Annotated in this window: 17 protein-coding genes and 1 pseudogene; 15 read left to right on the forward strand and 3 right to left on the reverse strand. The window is 60.0% G+C overall.

Annotated features, from left to right (window positions below; translation table 11 throughout):
• Positions 1-142: 142 nt before the first annotated feature.
• Positions 143-5,164: an EAL domain-containing protein gene (locus KI610_RS18875; RefSeq protein ID WP_226496477.1), complete on the forward strand. Its 5,022-nt coding sequence runs from the start codon at positions 143-145 to the stop codon at positions 5,162-5,164.
• On the opposite strand, the gene KI610_RS18880 is transcribed toward KI610_RS18875, so the two are convergent.
• Positions 5,146-5,337: a type 2 periplasmic-binding domain-containing protein gene (locus KI610_RS18880; protein ID WP_226496478.1), complete on the reverse strand. Its 192-nt coding sequence runs from the start codon at positions 5,335-5,337 to the stop codon at positions 5,146-5,148. The two genes, KI610_RS18875 and KI610_RS18880, sit on opposite strands and share 19 nt — an antisense overlap.
• 11 nt (positions 5,338-5,348) lie before the next feature.
• Here KI610_RS18880 and KI610_RS18885 point away from each other — a divergent pair.
• Positions 5,349-5,915, forward strand: a pseudogene (locus tag KI610_RS18885) (cytochrome-c peroxidase); the annotation flags it as partial.
• 87 nt (positions 5,916-6,002) lie between these two features.
• Here KI610_RS18885 and KI610_RS18890 read toward each other — a convergent pair.
• Positions 6,003-7,400: a HAMP domain-containing sensor histidine kinase gene (locus KI610_RS18890; protein ID WP_226496479.1), complete on the reverse strand. Its 1,398-nt coding sequence runs from the start codon at positions 7,398-7,400 to the stop codon at positions 6,003-6,005.
• 3 nt (positions 7,401-7,403) lie between these two features.
• Complete coding sequence (locus tag KI610_RS18895; protein ID WP_226496480.1) at positions 7,404-8,102, reverse strand: response regulator transcription factor; 699 nt, start codon at positions 8,100-8,102, stop codon at positions 7,404-7,406.
• Between the two features lie 462 nt (positions 8,103-8,564).
• Between KI610_RS18895 and KI610_RS18900 the strand changes: the two genes are divergently transcribed.
• From KI610_RS18900 to ccmI, 13 genes are all read left to right on the forward strand, one after another.
• Entirely contained in the window at positions 8,565-8,906 is a 342-nt protein-coding gene (locus KI610_RS18900) for a c-type cytochrome (protein ID WP_226496481.1), read from the forward strand.
• A gap of 56 nt (positions 8,907-8,962) precedes the next feature.
• A complete protein-coding gene (locus tag KI610_RS18905) occupies positions 8,963-9,823 on the forward strand; it encodes a cytochrome c3 family protein (protein WP_226496482.1) in 861 nt (286 codons plus the stop codon).
• A gap of 11 nt (positions 9,824-9,834) precedes the next feature.
• Entirely contained in the window at positions 9,835-12,006 is a 2,172-nt protein-coding gene (locus tag KI610_RS18910; RefSeq protein WP_226496483.1) for an MtrB/PioB family outer membrane beta-barrel protein, read from the forward strand.
• Between the two features lie 99 nt (positions 12,007-12,105).
• Positions 12,106-14,094, forward strand: coding sequence for a cytochrome b/b6 domain-containing protein (locus KI610_RS18915; RefSeq protein WP_226496484.1), 1,989 nt, complete (start codon positions 12,106-12,108; stop codon positions 14,092-14,094).
• Between the two features lie 138 nt (positions 14,095-14,232).
• A complete protein-coding gene (gene ccmA / locus KI610_RS18920; RefSeq protein ID WP_226496485.1) occupies positions 14,233-14,841 on the forward strand; it encodes a cytochrome c biogenesis heme-transporting ATPase CcmA in 609 nt (202 codons plus the stop codon).
• 13 nt (positions 14,842-14,854) lie between these two features.
• The gene (ccmB, locus tag KI610_RS18925; protein WP_226496486.1) at positions 14,855-15,523 is read left to right on the forward strand and encodes a heme exporter protein CcmB; all 669 of its coding nucleotides are present in this window, start codon (positions 14,855-14,857) and stop codon (positions 15,521-15,523) included.
• Positions 15,520-16,266, forward strand: coding sequence for a heme ABC transporter permease CcmC (gene ccmC / locus KI610_RS18930; protein WP_226496487.1), 747 nt, complete (start codon positions 15,520-15,522; stop codon positions 16,264-16,266). The genes ccmB and ccmC overlap by 4 nt, the downstream gene beginning before the upstream one ends.
• Positions 16,263-16,451 carry a heme exporter protein CcmD gene (ccmD, locus tag KI610_RS18935; RefSeq protein ID WP_226496488.1) on the forward strand — a complete coding sequence of 63 codons (189 nt, stop codon included), beginning with the start codon at positions 16,263-16,265 and terminating at the stop codon, positions 16,449-16,451. Before ccmC ends, ccmD begins: the two co-directional genes overlap by 4 nt.
• The gene (ccmE, locus tag KI610_RS18940) at positions 16,448-16,933 is read left to right on the forward strand and encodes a cytochrome c maturation protein CcmE (protein WP_226496489.1); all 486 of its coding nucleotides are present in this window, start codon (positions 16,448-16,450) and stop codon (positions 16,931-16,933) included. Before ccmD ends, ccmE begins: the two co-directional genes overlap by 4 nt.
• A gap of 2 nt (positions 16,934-16,935) precedes the next feature.
• Positions 16,936-18,930, forward strand: coding sequence for a heme lyase CcmF/NrfE family subunit (locus KI610_RS18945; RefSeq protein WP_226496490.1), 1,995 nt, complete (start codon positions 16,936-16,938; stop codon positions 18,928-18,930).
• Positions 18,927-19,511, forward strand: a complete 585-nt coding sequence (locus KI610_RS18950; protein ID WP_226496491.1) for a DsbE family thiol:disulfide interchange protein — start codon at positions 18,927-18,929, stop codon at positions 19,509-19,511. The genes KI610_RS18945 and KI610_RS18950 overlap by 4 nt, the downstream gene beginning before the upstream one ends.
• On the forward strand, positions 19,508-19,996 hold the full coding sequence (locus KI610_RS18955) for a cytochrome c-type biogenesis protein (RefSeq protein WP_226496492.1): 489 nt from the start codon (positions 19,508-19,510) through the stop codon (positions 19,994-19,996). Before KI610_RS18950 ends, KI610_RS18955 begins: the two co-directional genes overlap by 4 nt.
• A complete protein-coding gene (gene ccmI, locus KI610_RS18960) occupies positions 19,993-20,832 on the forward strand; it encodes a c-type cytochrome biogenesis protein CcmI (RefSeq protein WP_226496493.1) in 840 nt (279 codons plus the stop codon). The genes KI610_RS18955 and ccmI overlap by 4 nt, the downstream gene beginning before the upstream one ends.
• Positions 20,833-20,841 lie beyond the last annotated feature (9 nt).

The raw sequence follows: 20,841 nt of genomic DNA on the forward strand, positions 1-20,841 counted from the left end.
AACCCGACCATGGGCAAGCCTTGACGAGGCGCCAGATGGTCACTGGCAATCCATGGTGGAAACTGCACTTCCACATCCGAATAGCCCGTCCGATTGACTCCCATCAAGCGGAAAACTGCAGGAATCGTTCTAGAATTCGAAGATGACAAGAAAACGCGCGACCAGAATCGTCGAGCTGATATCCACCCAAAGTGATCGCGTCGAGCCCGGCCTCAGCCTGCGCGAGGTGACTACACGCATGCTGGCGGCGAAAATCTCGTCGGTCATCATCGTCGACCAGGGCAAGGCGCTCGGCATCATTACCGAACGCGACATCGTGCGCGTCATGCGCCAGCATCATTCGCCGGATCAAACGGCCGGCGACACGATGACCAGCCCGGTCCATAGCGTCCCGGCCGACATGCTGTTCCAGCAAGCCTATCGCGAAGCCGCCAGTCTGGGCATCCGCCACGTCATCGTCACCGACGCGGCGGGATTGCCCCTCGGCGTCGTCAGCGAATCGGATTTCCGCAAGCATCTCGGTGCCGATTTCTTCCTCCAGCTCAACAGCGCCGACACGCTGATGGAACGCACCTTCCCCCGCCTGCCGGCCGACGCCCATCTCGAAGATGCGCTGACTGCCATGGCGGCGGTCAGCGTCAGCTGTGTCTTCGTCGTCGATGGCCGGCGACCGCTCGGCATCGTCACCGAACATGACATTGTTCGCTTCTTTCTCGACGACCAGCCCAATCCGACCCTGGGCGCCATCATGACCCGGCCTGCCATCTGCATCCGGGCCGACCGCCCGCTGGCCGATGCTGCCCAGCAGATGCTCGATCACGACATTCGCCACCTCGCCGTCGTCGACGACAAAGGCCTGCTCGTCGGCCTGCTCTCCGAACATACACTGATGAGCCCGCTCAGCCTCGGCCAGGTGGACTCCATACTGAGCGAGCAACAATCGATACTCCGCAACCGCGAGCAGATTCTTGAAGAAACCGCCCGCAACGAGCGTTACCAGCGTGCCCTGCTCGACAACTTCCCCTACCTGGTCTGGCTCAAGGATACGGAATCGCGCTTTCTGACCACCAACCGCGCATTTGCCGATGCAGTCTGCCTGCCCAACACCGGTGCCATCGTCGGCATGAGCGATCTGGATTTCTGGCCGCCCGAGATGGCCGATCATTTCCGGGCCGACGACGCTGAAGTCATGGCCTCGCGCAAGAACAAGGTGGTGGTCGAACAGATCGTCATCGGCCACCAGAGCATCTGGCATGAAACCTACAAGGCCCCGGTCATCGGCGACGATGGCAGCCTGCTCGGCACGGTCGGCTTCGCCCGCGACATCTCGGAGCGGAGGCGCGGCGAAGAAGCCATGCGCCTGCGCAACGCCGCGCTGGCCGGGATGATCGGCGGCGAAACGCTGCCCCGCGCCCTCGAATTGCTCATCAAGTCGGTCGAAGCCGAGATGCCGGAGTGGCGGTGTTCGATCATGCTCAGCGACGAAGCCGGGCAGCAGCTCCGCGTTGGCGCAGCCCCCAGCCTGCCGGCAGCCTATAGCGCCGCGATCGACGGCCTGCCGATCGGCGAAGGCCTCAGTTCCTGCGGCACGGCAGCAGCGCTGAGGCAACGCATCATTGTCGAAAACGTCTTCGCCGACCCGCTGTGTGCCGCCTATCACGAACTCGCGCGGGAAAGCGACATCGCCGCCTGCTGGTCAGACCCGATCATCGGTCCGGATGGCCTCTTGCTCGGCACCTTCGCCGCCTATCACCGCCAGCCCAGCCAGCCGCGCGAAGAGGATCTGGGCTGCCTGACCCAAGCCTGCCAGCTGGCCGCGCTGCTCATCGCTCATCAGCGTCGGTCGCAGGAGCTGAGCCGAAGCCTGGAAACCTTCCACGGCATTTTCAACCGCATCAGCGAAGCACTGTTCATCCAGTCCGAGGATGGCACCTTCCTCGACGTCAATACCGGCGCCGAGCAAATTTCCGGCATCCCCCGTGCCCAGTTGATCGGTCTGAGCCATGCGGCATTTACGCAACCCGGGCTGACCGATGTAGCGACCATAAACCAGCACATCACCGCGGCGCTGGCCGGTACGCCACAGATCTTCGAAGTCCTCGCCAAAAACACCGGGGGCCGCATTTTCCCGGTCGAAATCCGGCTCCACAGCGCAAGATACTTCGGCCGGCCGGCGGTCATCGCCTCCGCCGTCGATATTTCCGAGCGCAAAAATGCCGAGTTGCGCCTTGAAATCGAGCACGACATCGCCCAGGCGCTGGCTGCCGGCCTGCAGCGCGACGCCGTGCTGCAGGTGCTGCTCAATGCCGCCCTGCGCTTTCCCGATATCGATGCCGGCTGCCTGCACTGGCGACAGGCCGATGGTAGCTACCGGCTAATGACCCACGTCGGGGTTTCCGCCGACTTTGTCGACAAAGTCGCCCGCCTCGATGCCGATAGTCCGTTTGCCCGTTTCGCGATGGACGGCGGGACAATTTGCAATTGCCAGCAGCCGAGCGATCACTGCGCTGACACCAGCGTTCTCGACAACGAAGCGATCCAGAGAGAAGGTCTGGGCTGCCTGACCACCTTGCCGATCATGCTGGCCGGTCAGCCGGCCGCCTGCATCACGCTAGGCAGCCGCCGGGCCACCGGCATCCTGGCATCGACGCTGCGTTCGCTCGACATGTTGGGCAATCATTTCAGCCAGACCCTGCTCCAGCTCGATGCTCAGGAGCAAGCCCGACGCCTGCAACAGAACCTGAGCGGCCTGTTCGATGCGCTCAAGGATTTCATTTTCATCCTCGACGAGGATGGCCGCATCCTGCATTACAACCGGGCAGTTGCCGACGACCTCGGCTATGGACCTGACGCCCTGATCGGCCAGCCGATTGCCACGGTACACCCGAAAAATCTGCAAAAAATTGCCAACGACAGCATGGCCGACGTCATCGCCGGCCGCCGTTTCAACTGCCCGCTGCCCATCCTGCACGCCAATGGCGAGCAGAGCATGATCGAGACGCGAATCACCCATGGTTACTGGAATGGTCGCCCGGCGCTGATCAGCACATCGCAGGACATCACCGAGCGCCTGATCGCCGAAGAGCGCCAGCAACTTGCTGCCAGCGTTTTTGACAATGCGCACGAAGGCATCATGATCACCGACCCGAAAGGGCGGATCGTCGAAGTCAATTCAACCTTCAGCGAACTGACGGGTTATCCCCGCGACGAAGCGATCGGCCAGACCGCCGACCTCCTCAAATCGGGACACCACGACCCGGCCTTCTATCATGAAATGTGGCAAAAAATCGGCGAGGAAGGCTATTGGCGCGGCGAGATATGGAACCGCAAGAAGTCCGGCGAAATATTCGTCGAACTGCTCACCATCTCCACAGTCCGTAACCGGAACGGCGAAATCGCCAACTTCGTCGCCATTTTTTCCGACATCACCGTCATCAAGCAGCACCAGCAACGCCTCGAGCATCTTGCCCATTACGATGCGCTGACCCAGCTCCCCAACCGCATGCTGCTCAGCGACCGCCTCCAGCTGGCCATGGCACAAACCGAACGCAGCGGGAAGATGCTGGCCATCTGCTATCTCGATCTCGACAACTTCAAACCGATCAACGACCAGTTCGGCCATTCGGCCGGCGATTTCCTGCTCATCGAAGTCGCCCAGCGCCTGAAGACCTGCGTCCGCGCCGGCGACACGGTGTCGCGACTAGGTGGCGATGAATTCGTCCTGCTCGTTTCCAATCTTGATGACCTGCACGAGTGCGATCACGCCGTCGGCCGCATCATTGGCGCACTGAGCCAGCCTTTCCGCGTCTCCGAACACAGCATCACCATTTCGGCGAGCATCGGCGTCACGCTCTACCCGCATGACGGTTCCGATGCCGACACCCTGCTCCGCCACGCCGACCAGGCGATGTACGCGGCCAAGCAGGGCGGCCGCAATCGCCATCACCTGTTCGACCCGGAAAACGACCGCCGCACGCGCATTCGCCGCGAGGAAATCGGGCGTATTCGGGAAGGCCTGGACAAGGGCGAGTTCGAGCTCTACTTCCAGCCCAAGGTAAACATGCGCAAGGGCCGCGTGACCGGGGCCGAAGCACTGATCCGCTGGCAGCACCCGGAAGAAGGGCTGCTCCTGCCTGGGCGCTTCCTGCCCGTCATCGAGGACAGCGAACTCGATATCGAAGTCGGCGACTGGGTCATCCGGGAAGCACTGCGCCAGATGGACGAATGGCATGAACAGGGCGTCGACCTGCCGGTCAGCATCAACATTTCCGGCAAGCACCTGCTGCATGAGGGATTTTCCCGGCGCCTGGCCGAACTGCTCAGCGCCCACCCGAATCTGGTTCCCGGCCTGATCGAGCTTGAAGTCCTCGAAACCGCGGCGCTTGAAGACATGGCCAAGGTCGCCGAGCTGTTCGCCGAATGCCGGCGCCTCGGCGTCAGCTTCGCCCTTGACGATTTTGGCACCGGCTATTCGTCGCTGACCTACTTCCGCCAGCTACCGGCCGACGTGCTCAAGATCGACCAGTCATTCATCCGCAACATGCTCGACGATGCCGACGACCTGGCCATTGTCGAAGGCGTCATCGGGCTGACCCAGGCCTTTCGCCGTCAGGTCATCGCCGAAGGCGTCGAAACGGTCGAGCACGGCCTCGTCCTGCTCCTCCTTGGCTGCGACATGGCGCAGGGTTTCGGCATCGCCCATCCGATGCCGGCAGCACTGATGCCCGCCTGGATTCGGCAATTCAAGCCAGATGAGCTGTGGGGTCTGGCCACGGCCTTCAAGTGGTCACGCGAGGATTTGCCCATGCTGATCGCCGACGTCGACCACAACCGCTGGAAAAAAGCCCTTTACACCTACCTCGATGACACCACCGGCACCCTGCACCCGCCGGAACTCGACCATCATCAGTGCCGATTCGGTCGCTGGTATTACAGCCAGGAAGGGCGGCACTATGCCTGCGTCGAAGCCTTCCAGGCGCTCGAAGACCTGCACCGGCACATGCATGATCTCGGCAGCCAACTGCTGCACAGCCACGCAGCCGGAGAATATGGCGCCATTGAGTCACTAAAGCGGGAATTCGATGAGCAGAACATCAGGCTGACCGAATGCATCCAGCAAATTCAGGCCGAAGTACTCATGAACACTCAGACCAGCAAGCGATAGGCCGGCGAACTTAGGCCGCGCAAGGCGTCGAGCAGAGCCTCGATGGCCTTCGGACGCACGAAGCCCGGCCGCCAGGCCAGCGCCACGCGGCGGGCCGGAGCGGGCTCCTTGAAGGGAATGACGCTGATCATGTCGTTGCTGTAAGGATGCCCCAGCGCGCTGTCCGGCAACACGGAAACCCCGAGGCACGATTGCCAACCCGGGCGAAATGGGTTTCACCCACACGCTGGCCGTCAGCATGCTGCAAACCATCCCCGGCTACGTGGCGGAATTCAAGAAAGCCTTCGGCTCCGAGACAGTCGATATGGACAAGGTCACCAAGGCCATTGCCAAGGATGAACTGGCCGGCTACCAGTTGTTCAAGGACAGCGGTTGCGTCGCCTGCCATAACGGCCCGGCCGTCGGCGGCAACTCCTTCCAGAAGATGGGTCTGGTCGAAGCCTACAAGGCCTCCAGCCCGGCCGAAGGCCGCTCTGCCGTGACCGGTAAGAATGCCGACCGCTTCAATTTCAAGGTGCCGACCCTGCACAACGTTGAAATGACCTATCCGTACTTCCACGATGGCGCCGCCAACACCTTGCCGGAAGCAGTCGACACCATGGCCCGCATCCAGCTCGGCAAGAAGTTCACGCCAGAAGAAAACGCCAAGATCGTCGCCTTCCTGAAGACCCTGACCGGCGACCAGCCGAACTTCAAGATGCCGATCCTGCCACCATCCTCCGACGCGACACCGCGTCCGACACCGTTCGAAAAGAAATTACAACCGCTCCAGAGAATCGACGGGGGCTGCGGCCCCCGCCGGTCACCGCTTTTCCTGCGGTCGCGTCGGAGGCCCTCTTCAAGACCATTCGTCAAGCGTTGTCACCGGCAACCGCATACTGATGCAGAGGCCTCCACCCTCGACATTGCTTGCACCGACCTGCCCGCCATGGGCCTCTACGGCATGTCGTGCAATCGACAACCCAAGGCCATATCCTTGCGCCTTGTCCCCGTTGCGCCCCCTGAAAAATGGATCGAACAGGGCATCCAGCTCGTCTTGCGGCACCCCGGCCCCGCCGTCGCAAACCTTCACGGTGACAAAGCCAGCTATGGGATTACCCAGCTCGACACTGACTGCTGCACCGTCCGGTGTATGGACAAGCGCATTGCGGATCACGTTCTCGATGGCACTTCTCAACAATTCGCTACGACCGGCTATCAGGACGTCGCCTTGGGCCAGCAACGCTATCGGCCGGCCTGTCTTGGCTGTTTCGAAACGTGCATCCTCGACGATATCGGTCAGCAATTCGACCAGATCGAAGCACTCATCGCCAGGCAGTTCGGGCCCCGACCTTAGCCGCGAGAGGGTCAGCGTCTCCCCCAGAATCTTGTCTAGTCGCTCAATTTCGTAGGCAATCCGCTCGAGCATTTCTCCGGTCTTGGCCGGTGTCTGCCGGGTCAGCGCCAGTGCAATTTGCATTCGCGCCAATGGTGAGCGCAATTCATGCGACACATCGTGGAGCAGGCGCGATTTGGCCTCAATGGTGCTCTGTACCCGACCCGCCATGTCATCAAAGTCACGCCCCAAATCAGCAATCTCATCACGACGTTGACCAATCAACTGGCCAACGCGGGTATCCAGATCGCCTGCGGCAAAACGACGATTGGCCTCGTGCAAATGGCGAATCGGGCGGTACAGATACCAGGTCAGGCCGGCCGCGAAGAACAGACTGACCAGTGCCATAGCCAACAGCTCGGCACGAGTCGATTCGGCATAGCGATAGACGTGCTGATGGGGAGCCGAGGCCGGCAACAACAGTAAAGGCACAAACAGCACATATGCCTCACCACTCGGTGTCACCACCCGCTGCACGGAACGCTCGTCGGTCTCCTTCTCAAGCAACGACAAAGCCTGGGTGAGTGCGGGTACAGGTACCGTTCGGGAAAGAATATCCTCTCCTTCGGCATTCACCACCAGCACCGGCAACTCGCGCTTTCCCGTCCATTCAACAAGCAACTGCCGGGCGCCTTCAATTTCGGCATGACGCAGCGTTGTTGCCACCAGCGTCGTAGCCAGTTCGGCGCGATAGCCTATCGACAGGTCAGGCGACTGCCGGAGCTCTGCCTGAAACATGGCATCAACGACAAAGTCGACGCAAAACGTGATGGTGCCGATGGCCAGCCACAGCGATCCGAAAATCTTCCAGAACAGGCGACTCGGCACCGGCAAACCCAGCATGGCCGAAATCGATTTCACCGCCTAGCCTCGGAGCAATTGGTAACCAATGCCGTGAATGGTCTGAATGGGTACCCGACCATCATCGAATTTGCCCAGCTTCCGTCGCAGGTTGCTGACATGCATGTCGAGGCTCCTGTCATAGCGGGCAGGGACTCGTCCCAATACACGGCTGGCGAGTTCAGCCTTGGGAACAATCTGCCCGGCGTTCTCGTAAAGAACCTCAAGTACGCCGAACTCGGTGCTGGTCAGTTGCAACAATTCGCCCCGCCATTTGGCGATGCGCTTCGCCGACGACAGCGAAAGCATTTCATTGGCCAGTGCCTCAACAGATTTACCTTCGTGCGCGTGGCCGGAGCGACGCAAAAGCGCTCGCAAGCGAGCTGCCAGTTCACGGGGATTACAGGGTTTTGGCAGGTAGTCGTCAGCCCCCAACTCGAGACCGATGATGCGATCCAGATCATCGCCCTTCGCCGTCAACATCAGCACCGGCAAATCGCCATGCCGACGAATATGACGAAGTACCTCGATACCATTCATGCCCGGCATCATGACATCAAGCAGCACCAGATCGAAACCACCACTGACCGCTTCACGGCAACCGGTCTCACCATCGTGTACCGCACAGACCGCCATCCCCTCGCCGCCAAGAAACTCAGTCAGCATGACGCAGAAGGCCTGGTCATCATCAACCAGCAGGATTTGCGGCAACCGGGTTTCCACCACCACTCCTCGAATGCTCATGGGAGAAGCTTACTTTAAACCGCACCGCACCGGCTGGGCATTTGAGGCCATGCAAACGCAAAATTTTCGATAATTTACATTCATTGACACTCGTAAATATCGCAGTTTTTTAGTCGGAATTCATGCCCAGCATGTCGGCCCTTGCGCACGCCCCCAAGAGACGCACCCCAAGGGCGGAATTAGATATTTTCAAACATAGGCTTAGGCAACAATCCCCCATGACCGGCCTGAGCTGACACGTCATGCTGGCCGACAGCCAAAAATATGCCCCGGATTGGCCATTTCTATTCCTCCAAACGATTGTGGTTATTCGAAGTAAAGAAATGTCAGCTTGTAGATACGAGTGCCCGGTGACCGCGTTGACCTCACTGCTCCCGAAGCGGAGCCTACCTTCCCAAGGCTAGACCTGAGAGTTTCTGTCCACGATTTTGGAGCGCACCCATGAACAAGAAAACCACATTCCTTCTGATCACATCAGTGGCCCTTGCCCTCGCCACCAGCGGCAATCTTTACGCTGCGGTCGACGACGCCGATGCCGAAAAATTGCTCAAGGACAGCAAGTGCCTGAAATGCCATGACGTCGAAAAGACCAAGAAGGGCAAGCCGTACAAGAAAATCGCCGCCGAATACAAAGGCAAGGCCACAGCCAAGGCTGAACTAATCAAGCATGTCACCGAACCGAATCAGGTTGAGGTCGAAGGGGAAAAAGTCGATCACGGCACCGTCAAGACACGTGACGCCGAGCGCATCAACAATCTGATCGACTGGATATTGGCTCGCTGAAATTTGGCAAGTCCGGAGTTACAAAAACAAAGCAAGAAAACGCGAGGGGTTTTGTCATGAAACGTTTTATTGGAATTGCAGCGGTATTACTGGGGACATTGCTGTCAGCCCCCGCCATCGCGGCACCTGCCGCAAAATCTGCTCCGGTCGGGGCGCAGTGTGTCAGTTGCCACGAAGCCGAAACCAAGGCTCACGCCTATCACGGCGACTGCGTCAGCTGCCACACCAGCGCAGTTGAGCACGGCAAGGTCGAAGAGGCGCGCGAAAACGCCACGGCCAAGACAGCCAAACCCAAAAGTGTTTTGGCCGGACTGCCGGACTCAAAGCAATGCCTGACCTGTCACGAAACCGACAAAAAGCGCACGCATTTCGCCTTTGCCGAACACAACAAGGCCGGCGTTCAATGTAACGACTGCCACGGCAACCACACTGACAAGGTCAAAAAGCTGAATGCCTCTCAGCTCAAAGGCGGAAAAACTACGGCTCTGTGTGCAACCTGCCACCAGGACGTTCTGGCCAAGTTCAACATGCCTTCGCATCATCCCGTAAAGGAAGGCGGCGCCACCTGCACCGGCTGCCATGACCCGCATGCTTCCAAGCAAGCCACTCTGGGTGCGGTCACCGAGCAATGCACATCCTGCCACCAAGCTGTTCGTGGCCCCCACGTCTTCGAGCACGCACCAGTCGTCGAAGGCTGCACGACCTGCCACGACCCTCACGGCGCGCCGAATCGCAAGCTGCAAACCATCGCCCAGCCGATGCAGTGCCTGCAGTGTCACTCGATTGCCGGCAACCGGCATGGCCAGAGTGGCACCTCCAGCAACGTCGCGCCGATCTCGGGGTCAGTGCTGCGCGACTGCGTCAGTTGCCACAGCGCCATCCATGGCAGCTCGACTGACCAGCATCTGAGATTCTGAGGGGAAACATCATGCATGCGAAAACACAGAAAAAAATCCTGGCCCTCACCGTTGCCGGCCTGTTTGCCTCGCCCTTGTACGCTGCCGAAGCTGCGGCGGAAGGGATGGTCGTCACCGGAGATGTGACCGCCAAATTCTTTGCCTTCGATTATTTCAAGGGTGCCGATGCAGGCCGTACCCAGTTCCTGGAACGCTATAACTACCAGAAAGGCATCGGCGACGACAATCGCTCTGGCGCCTATCTCGATCTGGATCTCGATATCGTCGCCAACAATGGCCAGCGCAATGTCTTCGTGCTGAAGCGCGACAGCTTCGGCGAGCACAATCAGCGCAATATCTTCAAAGCCAATACCGACCTGTTCGGGCTTGCCGGCTACTACACCAACTTCCGCTCATCATCTGGCGGGCTGAGTTTCCTTTACAGCCCGGGACAAATTCCGAGCGGCGGTGTAGATACGACTTACGCAGCAGCATCTCAGACTGGCTTCGTCAGGCAATTCAACAACGACTCGCTTGGGCAAAATATTTTCAAGGTTGACCGTCAAACTTACGGTATTGGTGTCGATCTGAAACCTGAATTGCTTGGCAACAAGCTCAGCGCTTCGCTGGAATACGACGGATACGCCCGGGACGGCAATCGTTTTGCCACTTACGTGCTGGGTAACGGTGACCTCACTGGTGGCAACGCCAATAAGCGGCCGCTCCGCTGGCGCGGCTTCGATGCCCCCATCGATGAAAAAATGAACCGCTACACCTTCAGCCTGAATGGCTCGCCGGGAGGATTCAATCTGGGCTACGAAGGTCGCCTCGAAAAGTTCGAAAGTAGCCGAAACTTCACGATTGGCGATTTCGGTGCCCAGATTACCGCTCAAGATGCAACGGTCGCGCCAACCAATGCAGCCGTCGCACGCCGTCCTATTCAGTACGCTCCGGACAGCACTCTAATTTCCAACAATTTCCGTTTAGCCAAGCGCTTCGGGGCCACTTCTGTCGCTGCCGGCTATGGCCTGTCTGTACTTGATCAGGATTCCTTCTCGCAACAACAGCAGTTTGTCGGCTATAGCACCGGGAAAATCACCACCAACAGTGCCTATGCCAGCGTCAGCAGCAACATCATTAGTGGCGTTGGTCTCGACGGCTTTATCCGCTACAACCATCGCAAAAACAACTCGGATTTTCCGGTTGCCGGGCTGATCACGCCAACGGCTACTGAAGGCCTTGATGTCCGGATCAACCAGATTGAAGCCTTGAGCTATGGCATCTCTGCCACCATGCGACCCGGCTTCCTGAAATCGACAGCAACTCTTGGCTGGAAACATGAAGACAAGGATCGCGACCTGACCTGGAGTCAATGGGGTGGTGGTGTAGTCTCGATCAACCAAGCGCAGACCCTCTACCGTAACAACACCCGCGTCGACGAGCTTTTCCTGAAGTGGGTCGCCCGTCCGATGCAGGGACTCATCCTGCGCGTCACGCCCTCCTACGCCTTGGCCAACAGCACGGGGTTGGTAACTGAACCTGAAAGGGCTCTCAATCTGAAAACCCAGCTGAGCTATACGACTACCAAGGGTATTCAGACTAGCGGTTATTACAATTACAAGCGGGCAGAAAACGGCAACAACGCCTTTACCAGTAGCGCAGCAGGTGGTGCCCTGGGCGCGTCGGTTCAACAGGAAACCGAGAAAACGCTCCAATCTGCAGGCGTTTCGGTGAACGTGCCAATCAGCGAATGGATCAATACGTACGCCAGTTTTTCGTGGCTTCAGGATGATTTTTCCAGCTACCTGATGCGTAATGACGCTCGTCGCTATGACGCCCCAACGGCAGCTATCAATTTCCTGGCGATCGACCGGCCAAACTACAAGATCGACAGCTATGTCGTCTCACTGGGCGGCGACTGGCAGGTCAGCGATCCGCTCCGCTTGAATGCCGGTTATACCTGGACCCAATCGAAGGGCGATACGGCTTCCGGTTATGTCGGTACTCAATTGGCTGCCGGCAACAGCATCGACGGCGTGATCAACAATAACGTTCATACGCTAACCCTTGGCGTCGACTACGAGTTGAAAAAGCGAATGAAGCTACGGGGCACGTATGTCTATGACTACTACACCGACAACGCCTACACAGCCCTGACCGGGGCTTATCAAGGCCTTATGGTCGGAGTTTCGCTGGGCTTTTGATGCGCCGACCGTCCTCGTTCGCGAGGCGGTCTTCGATTACTGACAGTTTCCATCAAGGCACGAGCGAATTCCTCGTGCCTTTTTCTTGAGGCGTAAGCCATGTTTAGTACGAAATCCCTCCGTCCGCTGCTTGGCGGACTCCTCCTAGTGACCGCTGCCCTGTTTTCAGGGGCGAGTGGCGCCACGCCGGCAGCTAGCGACAAACTAGACAATGCCACTTGTCTTTCCTGCCATGACGGCAAGAAAGGCAAGCTGGAAGTCGATGGCGCAGATGGCGAAAAACGTGCATTGCTATCGGTTCGCTATGCTGCTTTCAGCAAGAGCGTGCATGCAAAGATTGAATGTATCGCTTGCCACATTGACATCAAGGACAACAAGACGCCGCACGAAAAAAGCGGGCCGGCGGCAAAAGTTGACTGCGTCGAGTGCCACACCGAGCTCTGGGAAAATGCCCGGAAAGAGGGCAAGGCTACCGAAAAGCCGCGCCTTGGTCTGATCGTCGAAAATATCGAGGCGCACAACAAATCCTTTCATGGCCGGACCAACGAGGACGACCCGTCACGAATCAATGCCACTTGCGATCAGTGCCACGACACACACAGCTTCAATATTCCCGTAAAGGAAAGTCCGGAATACGCCGAATGGCGACTGAATACCCCCAAGGTCTGCGGCAATAGCTGTCACGAGGAGCAGCTCGAAGAATATGCCGCCTCGGCACACGGTGCAGCGGTACTGGACAAGGGAGATGCCAAGGCAGCTGTTTGCGTCGACTGCCACACCAGCCACGCCATCGGTGCCACTGCGGCTTCCCCGGTCAGGCTGGCAATTACCGAGCGTTGCGGCAACTGCCACGAGGAAAACCTGAAGAGTTACCGGGCAACCTATCATGGCCAAGTTGGTTCGCTGGGGCATGCCTACACGGCGAAGTGTTTCGACTGTCATGGCAGCCATGGCATTCTCAAGGCGGATAACGAGGAATCATCGATTCACCCGAACAATCTGCTGGAAACCTGCCAGAAGTGCCATACCGACAAGAAACCGGGCATGCGCACAGCGACCGCCGGTTTCGTCTCTTTCGGTCCGCACGCCCACGGTGGTGACTACGAGAAGTATCCCGAAATGTGGATCGCCACCAAGTTCATGGTTGGCCTGCTGATTTTCGTTTTTGCTTTCTTCTGGGCGCACTCCGGTCTCTGGTATTACCGTGAGTGGAAGGATCGCAAGGAAGGCAAACGGGCAGTACACGTCAAGACGGAAGGTCTGAACCTGGACGAGCGGAAGCACTTCCAGCGCTTCCCGTGGGGTTGGCGTATTGCCCATCTGGTCTTTGCGCTGGTCACCATGACGCTGGTACTCACCGGCACCTCGGCGCTCTTTGCCGAGAGCAGTTGGGCCCCGGTAGTTTCGAACGCACTCGGCGGTCCGAAGATTCTCGGTCTGATCCACCGCATCGCGGCGGCTTTGTTCATCGGCATCTTCGTCATCCACTTTATCTATGTCATGCAAAAGCTGTTGCGCGACAGGAAATTTCGCTGGTTTGGCCCGGATTCGCTGATTCCGAACTGGAAGGATTTCGCCGATTGCATAGGCATGTTCAAGTGGTTCTTCGGTAAGGGGCCACGGCCGCAGTTCGACCGCTGGGCTTATTACGAGAAATTCGATTACTGGGCTGTCTTCTGGGGTGTCAATGTGATTGGCTGGAGCGGCCTGATGCTGGCTTTCCCGCACATCACCGCCAGCTATCTGCCGGGCTGGGTATTCAATGTTGCGACCCTGGTCCATGGTGAAGAGGCTTTCCTGGCAGCCGTCTTCCTCTTTACGGTGCATTTCTTCAACAATCACTTCCGCCCGGACAAGTTGCCACCACCGGACATCGTCATGTTCACAGGAACACAGTCGATTGAGGAGTTCCGTCATGACCACCCGGCCCAGTATCAGCGCCTGGTGGATGCTGGCGAACTGGAGAAATATCTGGTCGATGCCCCCTCGGCGCCCATGGCCAGAGGCTCGAAGATTCTCGGTCTGGTTCTCATTGCTGCCGGGTTGACCCTGTTGGCACTGGTAACCATCGGTTTCTTCGGCGGCTAGGTCACAAAGCAGGCTTGACGAAAGGGGGAGGGATTCGTCCCTCCCTTTTTTCGGATTGTATTTATTTGATTCCCGTTAATCTGCCGTTAAACTTGCGCGTCCATAATTTGTGCCTGATTTCTTTCGGTTTTCCCCCTGATGCTTGAAGCTGACAATCTGGAATGCGTGCGCGGCGAGCGCCGCCTGTTCGCAGGCCTTGGCTTCAAGCTGGAGGCCGGGGAGCTGCTTTACCTGCAGGGCAAAAACGGCGCCGGCAAGACCAGCTTGCTGCGCATGCTGATCGGCCTTTTGCCGCCGGAAGCCGGCGAAATCCGCTGGAAAGGCCAGCCGATCAAATCCGACGAATTCCGTGCCGACCTCTGCTATCTCGGCCACCTGAACGCCATCAAGGAAGAGCTGACGCCGCTCGAAAACCTGCTCGCCTCAGCCCATCTGACTGACGAGGAACTCTCCGAGGACGATGCGATCGATGCACTGGAACAGGTCGGCCTGGCCGGCCGCGAAGACCTCGCCTGCAAGTACCTGTCGCAAGGCCAGAAGCGCCGTGTCGCACTGGCGCGACTGGTCAAGGAGAAACGTCCGCTGTGGATACTCGATGAACCTTTCGTCGCCCTCGACGTTGCTGCGGTCGACTGGCTGGCCGGAATCATTTCCGGCCATCTGCAACGCGGCGGTCTGGCCGTGATGACGACGCACCAGCTGGTCAACATCCCGGCCGGCACCGTGCGCGAATTGCGGCTCGGTTGAGAGCGGGGCGCTGATGTTCAAGATCATCACCGCGGTCATTGGTCGCGATCTCAAACTGGCCATGCGGCGCCAGGCCGACATCGTCTCGGCACTGTTTTTCTTCGTCATTGTGGTCAGCCTCTTCCCGCTCGGCATCGGTCCGGAGCCGGATCTGCTGCGCAAGCTGGCGCCCGGCGTGCTCTGGGTGGCGGCCCTGCTCGCCACCATGCTGTCGCTGCCCCGCCTCTTCGCCGACGACCATCGCGACGGCACGCTGGAACAACTGGCGCTGGCCCCGCACCCCCTCGGGCTGGTTGTTACCGGCAAAGTGATTGCTCACTGGCTGGTCTCCGGCCTGCCCCTGGCGCTGATCGCTCCGGTCCTCGGCATCCAGTTCGATCTGAGCACCGATGCCCTGCTGATGCTGACCTTCGCCATCCTGATCGGCACCCCGGCGCTGTCCGGCATTGGCGCCATCGGTGCGGCGCTGACCCTGGGCCTGCGTGGCGGCGGCGTGCTGCTCTCGTTGTTGGTTCTGCCACTATATATTCCGGTGCTAATATTCGGCGCTGGCGCAGTGGATGCGACGGTGGCCGGGCTCGGGGGAGAAGGTCACCTGTCACTGCTCGCCGCACTTACTTTTGCCTCACTTGGCTTCGCCCCCTGGGCGTCGGCCGCTGCCTTGAAGATCGCCCTCGAATGAAAGATCGCTTCAATCTCTACCGCTTCGCGTCGCCCGCCACTTTCTATCCTCTGGCCGGCACGCTGATTCCCTACTTCGTCGCCATATCGGTCGTCTTCGGCCTCGCCGGGCTATGGCTCGGCATGCTTGTCGCGCCGACCGACTTCCAGCAGGGTGAGGGCTACCGGATCATCTTCATCCACGTTCCGGCTTCCTGGATGTCGATGTTCATCTATCTGATCATGGCCGGCTGGGCAGCCATCGGCCTCGCCTTCAACACCCGGCTGTCAGGCATGATGGCGCAGGCGCTGGCGCCGACCGGCGCGCTCATGGCCTTCCTCTCGCTATGGACCGGCGCCCTGTGGGGCAAGCCGATGTGGGGCGCCTGGTGGGTGTGGGATGCCCGCCTGACCTCTGAACTGATCCTGCTCTTTCTCTACATCGGCTACATGGCCCTGACCGCCGCCATCGACGATGCCAAGCGGGCCGACAAGGCCGGCGGCCTGTTGCTGCTGGTCGGCGTCGTCAACATCCCGATCATCTATTTCTCGGTCAAATGGTGGAACACCCTGCATCAAGGCTCGAGCGTCAACCTGACCAAGTCGTCGATGGCCGAAACCATGCTTTGGGGAATGCTGCTCATGGCCATGTGTTTCTGGATGTATTCGATTGCCATCGCCCTGATGCGCGTGCGCACCATCATGCTCGAACGTGAGCGCAATACCGACTGGGTCAAGGCCGAGTTGGCGGGAGACGAAAAATGATCCACTGGAACAGTTTTTCCGACTTCATCGCCATGGGCGGCTACGGCTTTTACGTCTGGGGCTCGTTCGGCCTGACCGCGCTGATCATGATTGTTGAACCGATTGTCGTCGTCCGCAATCGAAAGAGCACCATCGCCCGTCTCAAGCGCCAGTTGCGCGCCGAAACAAGGAACACCGCTGAATGAAATCCCGTCACAAGAAACTCGCCCTGATCGGCGGCGCGCTGGCCATCATCGGCATCATCGCCGCGCTAGTTCTCAACGCCTTGAACAGCAATATCGCGCTCTACATCACACCGACCGAAGTGGCTGCCGGCAAGGCGCCCAAGGACAAACTGTTCCGCATCGGCGGGCTGGTCAAGGAAGGCAGCATCAGTCGCCAGGCCGACGGGGTCACCATCGGCTTCACGATCACCGACACCGAAAAGGAAATCCCGGTGCATTACAAGGGCATCCTGCCCGACCTCTTCAAGGAGGGCAAAGGCGCCGTGGCCCAGGGCAAGCTCAATGGCGAGGGCACCTTCATGGCCACCGAAGTGCTGGCCAAGCACGATGAAAACTACATGCCGCCGGAAGCCGCCAAGGCCGTCGACGACGCCCAGGCCCGCGCCGCCAGCAAGCATGTTTCCCCGTCTTCCTCTGGCGACAAGCCGAAAGCGAGCTACTGAGCATGATTCCCGAACTCGGCCATTTCGCCCTGATCCTTGCCGCGCTGGTCGCCCTGATCCTTGGCACCCTGCCGCTGCTCGGCGCCCACCAGAACCGCATGGCCTGGGTTGCCGTCGCCCGGCCGGCCGCGTCGGCCATGGCGCTGCTCGTCACTTTCTCCTTCGCCTGCCTGACCCAGGCCTTCGTGACCAATGACTTCTCCGTGGTCTATGTCGCCCAGCACTCCAATTCGCTGCTGCCGCTGCAATATCGCGTCGCCGCCGTCTGGGGCGGCCATGAAGGTTCGCTGTTGCTGTGGATGCTGATGCTGACCTGGTGGGCCTTTGGCGTCGCCATGCTGTCGAAGCAGCTACCGGAAACGATGGTCGCCCGCGTCCTCGGTACGCTGGGCCTGGTCGCATTCGGTTTCATGCTGTTCATCCTGATCACTTCGAGCCCCTTCGAACGCCTGCTGCCGGCCGCAGCCGAAGGGCGCGACCTCAACCCGCTGCTGCAGGATTTCGGGCTGGTCATCCACCCGCCGCTGCTCTACATGGGCTACGTCGGTTTCTCGGTCGCTTTCGCCTTTGCCATCGCGGCCCTGCTGTCCGGCCAGTTGGACGCCGCCTGGGCGCGCTGGTCACGGCCGTGGACGATGGCCGCCTGGTGCTTCCTGACCCTGGGCATCGCCATGGGTTCGTGGTGGGCTTATTACGAACTGGGCTGGGGCGGCTGGTGGTTCTGGGATCCGGTCGAAAACGCCTCCTTCATGCCCTGGCTGGTCGGCACGGCGTTGATCCATTCGCTGGCGGCAACCGAAAAGCGCGGCAGCTTCAAGAACTGGACCGTGCTGCTGGCCATTTCGGCTTTCTCGCTGTCGCTGCTCGGCACCTTCCTCGTCCGTTCCGGCGTGCTGACTTCGGTCCATGCCTTTGCCACCGACCCGCGACGCGGCATTTTCATTCTGATCTTCCTGGTCGCCGTCATCGGCACCTCGCTCGCCCTGTTCGCCTGGCGCGCCCCGAAGGTCGGTCTGGGCGGCCGCTTCGGGCTAGTGTCGCGCGAATCGCTGCTGCTCACCAACAACGTGCTGCTCGTGGTCGCCTGCGCCACAGTGTTGCTCGGCACGCTCTATCCGCTGCTCATCGACGCGCTCGGTGTCGGCAAGATTTCGGTCGGGCCGCCTTACTTCAATGCCGTCTTTGTGCCGGTCATGGCGCCGGTGCTGTTCCTCATGGGCATCGCACCTTTCGCCCGCTGGAAGGAAGCGTCGATATCGGAAATCACCCGGACCGTGCGCTGGGCAATGATTGCCGCTGCCGTTGTCGCCATCGCGCTGCCGCTGGTTTATGGCCAATGGAGCGCACTGACCGCACTCGGCATTCTGCTTGCCGCCTGGGTCACCTTCACGACGCTGACCGCTTTCGTCCAGCGCGTCCAGCACACCCGCGCCGGCCAGTCTTTCCTGAGCGCTGCCTTCAAGCAGCCGCGCAGCTTCGTCGGCATGTGTGTCGCCCACTTCGGGATCGCCGTTTTTGTCGTCGGCGTGACCATGGTCAGCAGCTTCCAGGATGAAAAGGACATCAAGATGGCGCCCGGCGATACCGTCGATGTCGCCGGCTACAGTTTCAAGTTCAACGGCGTCAGGGAAGTTCAGGGGCCGAACTACGTTGCGGCGCAGGGCGACTTCGATCTCACGGTCGACGGGAAATTTCGCCTGAAAATGAAACCGGAAAAACGCAACTACGCGTCGTCCGGCATGCCGATGACCGAAGCCGCCATCGACGCCGGTATCCTGCGCGATGTCTATGTCTCGCTCGGCGAACCGATCGAACGCGACAAGCCGGAGGGCGAATGGGCCGTCCGTGTCTATTACAAACCCTTCGTGGACTGGATCTGGGGCGGCTGCGTGCTGATGGCACTGGGCGGCCTGCTGGCCATGCTCGACCGGCGCTATCGCGCCAAATCCCGCAACTCCGCGACTGTCACCACCCCGGCTGGAAGCCAACACGCATGAACCGTTACTACTGGATACTCGGCGCTTTCGCCGCGCTGGTCGCCCTGCTTGCCGTCGGCCTCGGTCTCAACCCGCGCGACGTCCCGTCGCCGCTGGTCGGCAAGCCGGCCCCGGCCTTCAACCTGAATGTCCTGGCCACACCGGAAAAAACGATGGGCCCCAAGGACATGCAGGGCAAGGCCTGGCTGCTCAACGTCTGGTCTTCGTGGTGCGTCTCCTGCCGCGCCGAGCACCCGGTGCTCGTCGAGTTTTCGAAGAAGGCCAACGTGCCGCTGGTCGGACTCAATTACAAGGAAGTGCGCGGCGACGGTAATTTCGACATGAGCAAGATGCCGGCCGATGAAGAAAAGAAACTGGCCTTCCAGCGCGCCAACCAGTGGCTGGCCCAGCACGGCGACCCCTACACGCTGACCATCATGGACATCGATGGCCGCGTCGGTATCGACTACGGCGTATATGGCGTGCCTGAGACCTATGTCATCGACAAGACCGGGATCATCCGCATGAAGCACACCGGGCCGATCTCGCCCGACGTTCTGGCCCAGAAGATCATGCCGCTGCTCGCCGAGTTGAACAAATGAAACGCGCCGCGCTGATTGCCCTTTTCATTTTTGGCTCATTTTTCGGGTCGACCGTGGCATTCGCCGATGCGGCTACCGAAGCGGCGACGGCGGCCGACCCGGTAGCCGAAAAGCGTCTGCAAAAGCTTTCCGAGGAGTTGCGCTGCCTGGTCTGCCAGAACCAGACCATCGCCGACTCCAACGCCGAGCTGGCGCAAGACCTTCGGCGCGAAGTCCGGACCATGATCAAAGACGGCAAGAGCGACAAGGAAATCGTCGATTTCATGGTCGTCCGCTATGGCGACTTCGTCCTCTACCGCCCGCCGGTCAAGGGCATCACGCTGCTCCTCTGGGGCGGCCCGGTCGCCCTCATGCTGCTCGGCCTCTTTGTCCTGCAACGCTACCTGCGCCGGCGCGCCACCCGCATCAATGCCGAAGACCAGCCGCTGTCGGCTGACCAGACCAGCCGCGCCGACGCGCTGCTCAAGGAAATCGACCCGAAATGACCCAGTTTTCCATCTTTGCCGTCCTGCTTATCGTGGTCGTTTCCGCCTTCATCCTGCCGCCGCTCTGGCTCGGCCTGCGCTCGACCAGCAAGGCCGACCGCAAGGAAGCCAACCTCGCCATCTTCCGCGACCAGCTGGCCGAACTGTCTCGTGAAAAAGCCGAAGGCTCGCTGGCCGAAGCCGATTTCGAGCAAGCCCGAGGCGAGCTGCAACGCCGCCTGCTCGAAGAAGTCGAGCCGGATGCCGCTGGCGGCCCCGCCCCGGCCACGTATGGCCCGAGCCGCAAGACGGCCATCGCCATCCTGCTCCTGCTGCCCATCCTCGGCCTGCTCGGCTACGGCATCCTCGGCAATCCGAAGGCGCTCGACCCGGTACAAACCGCTGCGCCGCAGGAAATGACGCCGGAAAAGATCAATGAAATGGTCACCAGCCTGGCCGAAAAGCTCAAAGCCAACCCGGACAACATGCCGGGCTGGCTCATGCTCGCCCGCTCCTACAAATCTATGGGCCGCTACGACGAAGCCGTCGAGGCCTTCGCCAAGGCCGAATCAGCCATCAACGACGATCCCGACCAGCTTGCCAGCTACGCCGAAACGATCGCCATGGCCAACGGCAAGGGCATCACCGACAAGGCCCTCAAGCTCATCGAGCGCGCCCTCAAGGTCGATCCCAAGCATGGCCACAGCCTCTTCCTGGCCGGCGCCGCCGCCATGGAAGCCGGCGACAACAAGAAAGGCATCGCCTACTGGGAACCCTTGCTGGAACAGGTCGAGCCCGGTTCCGACATCGACCGGATGCTGCGCAGCGGCATCGACAAAATGAAGGCCGGCAAGTAGCCGGAAAAC

The organism is Ferribacterium limneticum, from assembly GCF_020510565.1.
GTDB lineage: Bacteria > Pseudomonadota > Gammaproteobacteria > Burkholderiales > Rhodocyclaceae > Azonexus > Azonexus limneticus_B.

Coding starts and splice junctions, on each gene's coding strand:
- KI610_RS18875 (WP_226496477.1), top strand. CDS start 143: ATGACAAGAAAACGCGCGACCAGAATCGTCGAGCTGATATCCACCCAA.
- KI610_RS18900 (WP_226496481.1), top strand. CDS start 8,565: ATGAACAAGAAAACCACATTCCTTCTGATCACATCAGTGGCCCTTGCC.
- KI610_RS18905 (WP_226496482.1), top strand. CDS start 8,963: ATGAAACGTTTTATTGGAATTGCAGCGGTATTACTGGGGACATTGCTG.
- KI610_RS18910 (WP_226496483.1), top strand. CDS start 9,835: ATGCATGCGAAAACACAGAAAAAAATCCTGGCCCTCACCGTTGCCGGC.
- KI610_RS18915 (WP_226496484.1), top strand. CDS start 12,106: ATGTTTAGTACGAAATCCCTCCGTCCGCTGCTTGGCGGACTCCTCCTA.
- ccmA (WP_226496485.1), top strand. CDS start 14,233: ATGCTTGAAGCTGACAATCTGGAATGCGTGCGCGGCGAGCGCCGCCTG.
- ccmB (WP_226496486.1), top strand. CDS start 14,855: ATGTTCAAGATCATCACCGCGGTCATTGGTCGCGATCTCAAACTGGCC.
- ccmC (WP_226496487.1), top strand. CDS start 15,520: ATGAAAGATCGCTTCAATCTCTACCGCTTCGCGTCGCCCGCCACTTTC.
- ccmD (WP_226496488.1), top strand. CDS start 16,263: ATGATCCACTGGAACAGTTTTTCCGACTTCATCGCCATGGGCGGCTAC.
- ccmE (WP_226496489.1), top strand. CDS start 16,448: ATGAAATCCCGTCACAAGAAACTCGCCCTGATCGGCGGCGCGCTGGCC.
- KI610_RS18945 (WP_226496490.1), top strand. CDS start 16,936: ATGATTCCCGAACTCGGCCATTTCGCCCTGATCCTTGCCGCGCTGGTC.
- KI610_RS18950 (WP_226496491.1), top strand. CDS start 18,927: ATGAACCGTTACTACTGGATACTCGGCGCTTTCGCCGCGCTGGTCGCC.
- KI610_RS18955 (WP_226496492.1), top strand. CDS start 19,508: ATGAAACGCGCCGCGCTGATTGCCCTTTTCATTTTTGGCTCATTTTTC.
- ccmI (WP_226496493.1), top strand. CDS start 19,993: ATGACCCAGTTTTCCATCTTTGCCGTCCTGCTTATCGTGGTCGTTTCC.